Here is a 9,087-nt window from a genome sequence, read left to right as displayed (position 1 = left end):
CGCGGCGGGCCTGGCCTGCGGGGTCGCGGCGGCGGTCCGGGCCTGCGCGTTCGTGGCGGGCGCGGCCTTCGCTTCGGCAGCCATGGTGGCGGCCCGGCCGGCTGCCGCGGCGGCACCCCGGGTGTCGCGCCAGCGGTGCAGCCAGGTCAGCGCGTGGTCGATCACGATGCCGAGCACGATGGCGAATGCGATGGCGATGCCGACCCCGAGCAGCGGGTGTTCGTGGACCCAGCTGCCGGCGATGATGCCGACCCCGGCCGAGTACGCGACCCAGGTGATGGAGGCGAAAATGTCGAGAATGACGAAGCGGCGCCGCGGGTAGGCGGTGGTGCCGGCGATCCAGTTCACGGCCACGCGGCCCACCGGAATGTACCGGGCCGTGAAGATCAGCATGGCGCCGCGTTTGTCGAGTTCATAGCGAGCCCAGTTCAGGGCACGGTGGACCTTGGGTTTGCGCATCCAGCGGAAGCGCTCGACGCCGACGTGGCGGCCCAGCAGGTAGGCCATGTTGTCACCGGCAATGGCCCCCACAGCGGCGGCGGCCATGACGAACCACATGTTCGGCTCGCCGGACGTGACAGACAGTGCACCCAGGGCCACGATCAGGGTTTCGCTGGGCAGAATCGGAACGAAACCGTCGATGAAACAGAAGATCGTGAGGATCGGATAAATCCACCATTGTCCCGCAGCATGGAGAATAGCCTCATTGATAAATTCCACGCGGGCTTTGCTCCTAGGAAAGTGACGAAAAGCGCTCTTTAGTGTCCCATGACCAGCAGGGATGCGCTACGTTCCATCCGGATAAATCTGCTGTATCCAGGACCCCGGTTTCAGGCGGGCTCCGAGGGCGGGACCGGCTGTTCGGCGTCCTCGGGAAGCCTGCCGCGCAGCCTGCTGATGGCGAGGTCCACCAGGATGCCCACACCGACCGCGCAGATGACGGCGACGATGACGCCGAGCAGGTGGTTCTCTTCGAACCACTGGCCGAAGAAGAGGCCGATCGCCACGGAATACGCCGCCCACAGCAGCGCCGAGAGCACCGTCAATCCCACGAAGCGTGACTGCGGGAAGTGCGTGGCGCCCGCGGTCAGGTTGACCGCGACCCGGCCGATCGGCACGAAGCGCGCCACGAGGATCAGCGACGCCGGCCGTTTCCGCAGCTCGGTGCCGGCCCAGCGGAAGGCCCGCTGCATCCGGTGGCCGCGCATCCAGGCCCAGCGCCGGGTTCCGGTGCGGCGGCCGATCAGGTAGGCGATGTTGTCGCCGAGGAACGCGCCTGCGGCGGCGGTCGCGGCCAGCAGCAACGGGTTGGGAATGTCGGCGGCGGCGGCGACCGCGGCGAGCCCGACGACCACGGACTCGCTCGGAATGGGCGGGAAGAAGCCGTCGATCACACAGCACGCGAAGACAAGGATGAGGACCCAGGGTTGCCCCGCTGCGGCCAGGATGAAGTCGTTGATTGCCTGCACGGTTTCCTAACAAACAACGGGGGACGGCTGTCGTGCCAGTGTACTGCGGGCCGCCCCGCGGTTTGCCCTACCACTTGTGGCGGCTAACCCTGACGGTTGGGGACCACAAGTGATAGGGCAACGGGCGGCTAGGCGATGCGGTCGATGATGAGCTGCTGCGCCGGGCGTGAGCCCTCCGGGGCAATCACCACGGCGTGCTCGAGGGCTTCCCTGGCCCGTTCAAACTTCTCCGGCGTGTCCGTCAGGAGCGTCATGAGCGGTTCGCCGGCCTTGACCAGCGCGCCGGGCTTGGCGTGCATCCGCACCCCGGCGCCCGCCTGGACCTGGTCCTCCTTGCGGGCCCGTCCGGCGCCGAGGCGCCAGGCGGCGACGCCGACAGCCATCGCGTCGAGTTCCACCAGCACACCGTCGGCCGGCGCGTAAATAACTTCGGATTCCCTCGCCACGGGAAGCTTGGCGCGGGGGTCCCCGCCCTGCGCCTCGATCATGCGGTTCCAGACGTCCATGGCCCGGCCGTCCCGGAGCGCGGCCCGGGGGTCGGCGTCGTGCACGCCCGCGCAGGCGAGCATTTCCTCCGCGAGCCGGACGGTGAGTTCGACGACGTCTTCCGGACCCCCGCCGGCCAGCACCTCCACCGATTCCTCGACCTCGATCGCGTTGCCCGCGGTCAGGCCCAGCGGGGTGTTCATGTTGGTCAGCAGGGCCACCGTGTTGACGCCGGCGTCCTTGCCCAGCGCCACCATGGTCTCGGCGAGTTCGCGGGCGCGTGCCTCGTCCTTCATAAAGGCGCCGCTGCCGACCTTGACGTCCAGCACCAGCGACCCGGTGCCTTCGGCGATCTTCTTGCTCATGATGGAGGACGCGATCAGCGGGATGGCCTCGACCGTGCCGGTGACGTCCCGCAGGGCGTAGAGCTTCTTGTCCGCCGGGGCCAGTCCGGCGCCGGCGGCGCAGATAACCGCGCCGACCTCCTGGAGCTGGGTCAGCATTTCCTCGTTGCTCAGGGCGGCGCGCCAGCCCGGGATCGATTCGAGCTTGTCCAGGGTGCCGCCGGTGTGGCCCAGTCCGCGGCCGGAGAGCTGCGGCACGGCCACGCCGAAGACCGCGACCAGCGGTGCCAGCGGCAGGGTGATCTTGTCCCCGACCCCGCCGGTGGAGTGCTTGTCGGAGGTGGGCTTCACACTGCCGTCGGGGCGGCGCAGGCTGGAAAAGTCCATCCGCTCGCCGGACGCGATCATGGCCGCCGTCCAGCGCGAGATTTCGGCCCGGTCCATGCCGTTGAGCAGGATCGCCATGTTCAGTGCGGCCATCTGCTCGTCGGCGATCGCGCCGCGGGTGTACGCGTCGATCGTCCAGTCAATCTGGGCGGGGCTGAGCACGCCCTTGTCCCGCTTGACGCGGATGATGTCGACGGCGTCGAACGCTTCGGTCAGCTTGGGGGTTTGTGTCGGTTGGGTCATTGGGCTTGCTCCAGGTGTTGGGGGCCAAAGGCATCGGGAAGGATCTGGTCCATGGTCTTGATTCCCTGTGTGGTCATGAGCTCCATGTCGGGAGCTCGGAATTCGTAGAGCAGTTGCCGGCAGCGGCCGCAGGGCATCAGGACGTTGCCGCCGGCGTCGACGCAGTAGAAGGCGCGGAGCAGGCCGCCTCCGGTCATGTGCAGATTGCCGACGAGCGCGCACTCGGCGCACAGGGTCAGCCCGTAACTGGCGTTTTCGACATTGCAGCCGCTCACGATCCGGCCGTCCGCGGTGAGGGCTGCGGCCCCCACCGCGAACTTCGAATACGGCGCGTAGGCGTTCTGCATGGCGGACACTGCCGCGGCTTCGAGCGCTGCCCAGTCGACGTCGATGCTGTCCACGCTCAGCCCTTGACGTACGGTATGCCGTCGGCGGCCGGCGGACGGGAGCGGCCGACGAGGCCGGCCACCGCAAATACGGTCACGACGTACGGCAGCATGGCCATGAACTGGCTCGGCACGGGGGTGCCGATGATCGTCACGATGCTCTGCAGGTTGTCGGCGAAGCCAAACAGCAGCGCCGCGAAGAACGCCCCGATCGGGTTCCAGCGGCCCAGGATCATGGCGGCGAGGGCAATGAAGCCGCGGCCGCCGGAGATTTCCTTGGTGAAGCTGTCGATCGCCACGAGGGTGAAGAAGGACCCGCCGATTCCGGCGACGGCGCCGCCGAGCGTGACGTTCCAGAAACGGGTCGCGTTGACCTTGATACCCAGGGTGTCAGCCGCCTGCGGGTGCTCGCCCACCGCACGGACGCGCAGGCCCCACTTCGTCTTGAACAGCGCAACCCAGATCACAATCACGGCCACATACATCAGGTAGCCCACCACGGACTGCTTGAACAGGATGGGCCCGATCACCGGGATGCCGGACAGGACCGGAATCTCGATGATAGGCAGCTCACCGGGCGAGTTGTATTTCTCCGGGTCCGACTGCATCACGGTGCTGAACAGGAAGCCGGTGAGCCCGGAGACCAGGACGTTGAGCACGACGCCGACGATGATCTGGTTGACCACGTACTTGATGCTGAACAGCGCCAGCACCATCGAGACAAGGGCGCCCGCCACGGCCGCCGCGAGGAGGCCCAGGTAGGGGTTGTGCGTCAGGCTGGCGACGAGTGCGGCCGTGAAGGCGCCGCCCAGGAGCTGGCCTTCGATGGCGATGTTAACGACGCCGGCGCGTTCGCACAGCACACCCGAGAGGGAGCCGAACACGATCGGCACGGCGAGTGTCACGGACCCGGCGATCAGGCCTGCCAGCGAAATGCTGGGGGTCCGGGCGCCGCCGACCACCCAGATCAGGAAGGCGACCACGAACACGACGGTGAACACGGCCGGCAGCCAGCGCGGCGGCCGGACGTCCTTTTTCGCCTTCAGGACCAGGGCGTAGCCCGCCAGGCCCAGCAGGATCAGGGAGAGGACCATGCCGCCGAGGAATGCGGGGACTTCGATCGCGGGGAGCTGGAAGAAGTCGCCGCCGGAGGAAACCCCGAACTTGGCGGTGGCCTGCGGGCCCAGCAGTCCGAAGAAGATGAAGGCGATCGTGGCAAGCACCGACAGCGTGACCGGCAACTTCCAGGTCACGGGCTTGGCGGAGACTGTCTGCGTGCGGTTCTTGTCCGCGTGCGGGGTGCCCGGCTGGGGCTGGGTTGCTGTTGTGCTCATGCTGCACCTCCGGCGGCTGCTGCCCTCTGGGATTTGCCGGCGGGTGCGGCCTTCTTCTTGCGCGGGTTGAGTCCGAAGATCGCCCGGACCAGCGGCGGCGCCGCGATGAACAGCACAATGAGCGACTGGACCACGAGCACGATGTCGATCGGGGTTCCGGTCTGGATCTGCATCTGGACAGCGCCTGCGCGGAAGGCTCCGAACAGCAGGCCGGCGGCAAAGGTGCCCCACGGCGACGATCGTCCCAGCAGCGCCACGGTGATCGCATCAAAGCCGTAGGTTGCCGCGACACCGTCGGTCAGGACCTTTTCGGTGCCGGCCACCTGCGCGACGCCGGCCAGGCCGGCCAGGCCGCCGGCAATGGTCATCACCAGGATGGTGGCCCGGGAGACGTTGATGCCGGCGGTGAGGGCTGCCTTGGGGTTGGCCCCGACGGCGCGGAACTCGAAACCGAGCGTGGAGCGGTTCAGCAGCCAGGAAACAAACACGGTGGCCGCAATCGCCAGCAGGAATCCCACGTGCAGCCGGTACTGACTGCCGAAGAGCAGCGGGTACACGGCCGACGCGTCCAGGACGGGGGAAATCGGGGTGCTCTCCCCCGGACGCTGGAACAAATCCGTATCGAGCAGGTAACGCAGGAGATACAGGGCGATGTAGTTGAACATGATCGTCACGATGACCTCGTGGGCGCCCGTCCGGGCTTTGAGCACGCCGACGATCCCGCCCCAAACGGCGCCGCCGACGACGCCGGCCGCGAGGACCAGCAGCAGGTGCAGCCCCATCGGCAGGTCCAGCGCGAAGCCGACCCACGAGGCGAGGATGCCGGCCATGATGATCTGGCCCTGCGCACCGATGTTGAACAGGCCCGCGCGGAAGGCGAGTGCGACGCCGAGGCCCGCGGTGATCAGCGGGGTGGCGATGGTCAGCGTCTCCATGAGGGGGGCGAACTGCCCCGCCGCTCCTGCCCCGCGGGGGTTGAAGATTGCGCCCTGGAAGAGGGCGACATACGAGCCGGTGGCAGCGGACCAGACGGCGGTGAGGAAATCACTGGGACGGGCAAAAAGATACCCTGCCGTGGTGCCGACCACCTCGTCCGTTAAAGCGATGAGCAGGCCGCCGAGGATTAGTGCCAGCAGCACCGCCAGGATGGTCACGATGCCGTTGCCGGTGAAGATCTTGCGCAGCAGCGACTCCTCTTCCGGTGCGCCCGGAAGGGATCCGCTCTGGGTGGCGACCGGAACGGCCGATGGCTGGTGGGCACCGCCCGCCGTGTCCAGCGACGTGACATAGGCGGCGTCGCCCTCGTCGGGCGTCTCAATGTCCGGATCCGGTGCGGCCGCGGGCCGCGGCTGGTTGATTTCACTCATGGTGGTCTCCTACGGCGCCGGAGCCGGGCTCCTGCACGGGGTGGACGGCGGGCGCCGGGTTCGTTGCTTGGGGTTCCGCGGGGTTGTCGGCAGGGCGCTGGGCCGTGGGCTTCCCTGCGGCGTCAGCCTGGGCCTCGTCCGGGGAAACCCCGGCCATCATCAGGCCCAGGACGTCGCGCCCGGTGCCGGCCGGGACGATCCCGACCAGCCTGCCTTTGTACAGCACGGCGATCCGGTCGGCGAGTTCAATCACCTCGTCCAGTTCGGTGGAGACGATCATGACGGGCGTGCCGTGGTCCCGCTCCGCGACGATCCGCTTGTGCAGGAATTCGATGGAGCCCACGTCCACGCCCCGGGTGGGCTGGGAGGCGATGAAGAGCCGCAGCGGCCGGGAGAGCTCCCGGGCCATGACGACCTTCTGCTGGTTGCCGCCGGACAGGGTGCCGGCCGCGAGCGAGCCGGACGGGGTGCGGACGTCGAATTCTTCGATCCGGGTCTTGGCGTTCTCCAGGACCTTGGCCGGGCTCATGCTGATGCCCTTGGCGAACGGCGGCTGGTCGTAGCGGTCCAGGATCAGGTTCTCGGCGATGGAGAACGTCCCGATCAGCCCGTCGAGCGAACGGTCTTCGGGCACGAATCCGACTCCGGCGTTGAGGACGTCTTTGACGCTGCGGCCGACGAGCTCCTCGCCGTCGAGCAGGATGGAGCCGTGGACGCGGTCCTGGAGTCCCAGGATGGCCTCGGTCAGTTCGGTCTGGCCGTTGCCCTGGACGCCGGCGACGGCGAGGATTTCGCCGCGGGCAATCCCGAAGCTGATGTCGTCCACGACGTGCTGGCCGCTGGGCGCGATGACGGTGAGGTCCTTGACCTGGAAGGTGGTCTCCTGCGGAGTGGCCGGAGCCTTGTCCAGGGTCAGGTTCACGGCCCGGCCCACCATCATGGACGCCAGCTCCGTGGTGGAGGCGCCGGGATCGGCCGAGCCCACGACCTTGCCGCGCCGGATGACGGTGATGGTGTCCGAGACGGCTTTTACCTCGCGGAGCTTGTGAGAGATGAAGACGATGGACGTGCCGTGGCTCTTGAGCTGGCGCATGATGTCCAGCAGTTCGTCGGTGTCCTGCGGGGTCAGCACGGCCGTGGGCTCATCGAGGATGAGCACTTTGGCGTCGCGGACCAGGGCCTTGATGATTTCGACGCGCTGCTGCACGCCCACGGGGAGGTCTTCGATGAGAGCGTCGGGGTCGACGTCGAAGCCGTACCGGTCGGAGATCTCGCGGATCTTCCGGCGCGTGTCATCCAGGTCCAGGAAGCCGCCCGTCTTGGTGGTCTCCGCTCCCAGGGCGACGTTCTCCGCCACGGTAAAGACCGGGACCAGCATGAAGTGCTGGTGCACCATGCCGATGCCGGCCGCCATCGCTTCGCCGGGGCCGCGGAAGGTGACCGGCTTGTCGTCGATCAGGATTTCGCCCTCAGTGGGCTCGTACAGTCCGTAGAGGACGTTCATCAGGGTGGACTTGCCGGCGCCGTTCTCGCCGAGCAGACAGTGAATCTGCCCGGGTTCAACAACCACATCGATGTGATCGTTGGCTACCAGGGAGCCGAAGCGTTTTGTAATGCCCTTGAGTTCAAGTTTCAAAACTCTGACCAATCTCGAGGAGTCCGGAAGGCTTGGTCCGGACGCATAGTGGGGGCTGCAGCACCAGCTTAGTGCCTGCGATGTGAGGCACAGCGGGCCGCAACGAAAAGCGCCACAGCCCGTGCGGTGGTGACCGGACGGGCCGTGGCGCTTAGCGGAGGAAGTTAGCCCTTCGGGCTGGCTGCGGATTCAACTTTCAGCTTGCCGTCGGCGATGTCCTTCTTGATTTGGTCCAGCTCGGACTTCAGTTCGGCCGGAACCTGGGCATCCAGCTCGTGGAACGGAGCCAGCTGGACGCCGTCGTTCGCCAGGGTGCCAACGTACGGCGCGTTGCTGAACTGGCCGTCCTTGTCCTGCTTGATGACCGTCTCGACGGCCTCGCCCATCTGCTTCATGACGGAGGAGAGCATGATGTCCTTGTAATCCGGTGCCGTGAGGAAGCCGTCGGAGTCAACCCAGATGAGCTTGACGTCCTTGCCAGCTGCCTTGGCTTCCTGCAGGGCCGCGCCCGCCCCCTTGCCGACCGGACCGGCGACGGGCATGACGATGTCCGCGCCCTGGTCCAGGAAGTTCTGGGTGAACTGCTTGCCCTTGTCCTGCTTTTCGAAGTCGCCGGTGAAGGAGCCGTCCTGCTTGGCCTTGTCCCAGCCAAGAACCTTGACGTCCTTGCCCTTCTGCTCGTTGTAGTACTTCACGCCGTCGGCGTAGCCGTCCATGAAGATGGTGACGGTGGGGATCTTGATGCCGCCGAAGGTGGCGACCGTTCCGGTCTTGGTGGTGCCTGCCGCGAGGTAGCCGGCCAGGAACGCGGCCTGGGCCGTGTCGTAGATGATCGGCTTGACGTTGGCGACCGGGGTTTCGTAGCCGAAGTCGATGATGGCGAAGTGCTTGTCCGGGTTCGCGGTGGCCTGGGCCTTCGTGGCGTCGCCCAGCAGGAAGCCGACCGTGACGGTCAGGTTGCAGCCGGCGGAGACCATGGCGCGCAGGTTCGGCTCGAAGTCGTTGTTGGTCTTGGACTCGGCTTCGTTCGTCTTGATGCCAAGATCCTTCTTAGCCTTCTGCAGTCCCTCGTAGGAAGACTGATTGAACGACTGGTCATCGAACCCACCCGAGTCGGACACGATGCAGCCTGTGTAGTCGCTGGCCGTGGCGGTGGCCGTGCTGCTGGCTGTCGGGGCGGCCCCGCAACCGGTCAGCAGAAGGGCAGCCGCACCGGCGGTGGCGACTCCGGCCATTGAACCGCGCTTGAAGGTTGCACGCAGAGAGTTCTTCAATTTTCCTCCAGGAAGAAAGAGATAGGCGCTACGACGGAGCTCAATGAGTGTCTGTTCGCGGGATTGCCGCTGAAACGCTGTTTTCACTGATGGATTTCGCAGCACTGCGCCGAGGCGCACTGATGGAAGCCACTTTAGTGTCCCGTGACACGTCGGAGTAG

Annotated in this window: 8 protein-coding genes; all 8 read right to left on the bottom strand. The window is 66.8% G+C overall.

All coding sequences use genetic code 11. The annotated features are described in order from the left end of the window. Positions 1-720 (bottom strand): DedA family protein (locus tag ACZYZ5_RS18165; RefSeq protein WP_463903611.1); only part of this gene is annotated, 720 nt, incomplete at its 3' end. A 110-nt stretch (positions 721-830) separates the two neighbouring features. Continuing rightward, positions 831-1,469: a DedA family protein gene (locus tag ACZYZ5_RS18160; RefSeq protein ID WP_463903609.1), complete on the bottom strand. Its 639-nt coding sequence runs from the start codon at positions 1,467-1,469 to the stop codon at positions 831-833. Between the two features lie 128 nt (positions 1,470-1,597). Next, positions 1,598-2,929: a thymidine phosphorylase gene (locus ACZYZ5_RS18155; protein WP_463903608.1), complete on the bottom strand. Its 1,332-nt coding sequence runs from the start codon at positions 2,927-2,929 to the stop codon at positions 1,598-1,600. Continuing rightward, entirely contained in the window at positions 2,926-3,330 is a 405-nt protein-coding gene (locus tag ACZYZ5_RS18150; protein ID WP_463903607.1) for a cytidine deaminase, read from the bottom strand. Before ACZYZ5_RS18150 ends, ACZYZ5_RS18155 begins: the two co-directional genes overlap by 4 nt. Before the next feature lie 2 nt (positions 3,331-3,332). Then, the gene (locus ACZYZ5_RS18145) at positions 3,333-4,649 is read right to left on the bottom strand and encodes an ABC transporter permease (RefSeq protein ID WP_463903606.1); all 1,317 of its coding nucleotides are present in this window, start codon (positions 4,647-4,649) and stop codon (positions 3,333-3,335) included. Beyond that, positions 4,646-6,016 carry an ABC transporter permease gene (locus ACZYZ5_RS18140; RefSeq protein ID WP_463903605.1) on the bottom strand — a complete coding sequence of 457 codons (1,371 nt, stop codon included), beginning with the start codon at positions 6,014-6,016 and terminating at the stop codon, positions 4,646-4,648. Before ACZYZ5_RS18140 ends, ACZYZ5_RS18145 begins: the two co-directional genes overlap by 4 nt. Further along, positions 6,009-7,652, bottom strand: a complete 1,644-nt coding sequence (locus ACZYZ5_RS18135) for an ABC transporter ATP-binding protein (protein ID WP_463903603.1) — start codon at positions 7,650-7,652, stop codon at positions 6,009-6,011. Before ACZYZ5_RS18135 ends, ACZYZ5_RS18140 begins: the two co-directional genes overlap by 8 nt. A gap of 164 nt (positions 7,653-7,816) precedes the next feature. Next, entirely contained in the window at positions 7,817-8,926 is a 1,110-nt protein-coding gene (locus tag ACZYZ5_RS18130; RefSeq protein WP_463903602.1) for a BMP family lipoprotein, read from the bottom strand. Between the last annotated feature and the right edge of the window lie 161 nt (positions 8,927-9,087).

This window comes from Pseudarthrobacter ribosi, assembly GCF_055412865.1.
Note: the sequence above shows the minus strand (reverse complement) of the source record. Positions and strands in the feature narration are given on the sequence as shown.

Coding starts and splice junctions, on each gene's coding strand:
- ACZYZ5_RS18155 (WP_463903608.1), bottom strand. CDS start 2,929: ATGACCCAACCGACACAAACCCCCAAGCTGACCGAAGCGTTCGACGCC.
- ACZYZ5_RS18145 (WP_463903606.1), bottom strand. CDS start 4,649: ATGAGCACAACAGCAACCCAGCCCCAGCCGGGCACCCCGCACGCGGAC.
- ACZYZ5_RS18140 (WP_463903605.1), bottom strand. CDS start 6,016: ATGAGTGAAATCAACCAGCCGCGGCCCGCGGCCGCACCGGATCCGGAC.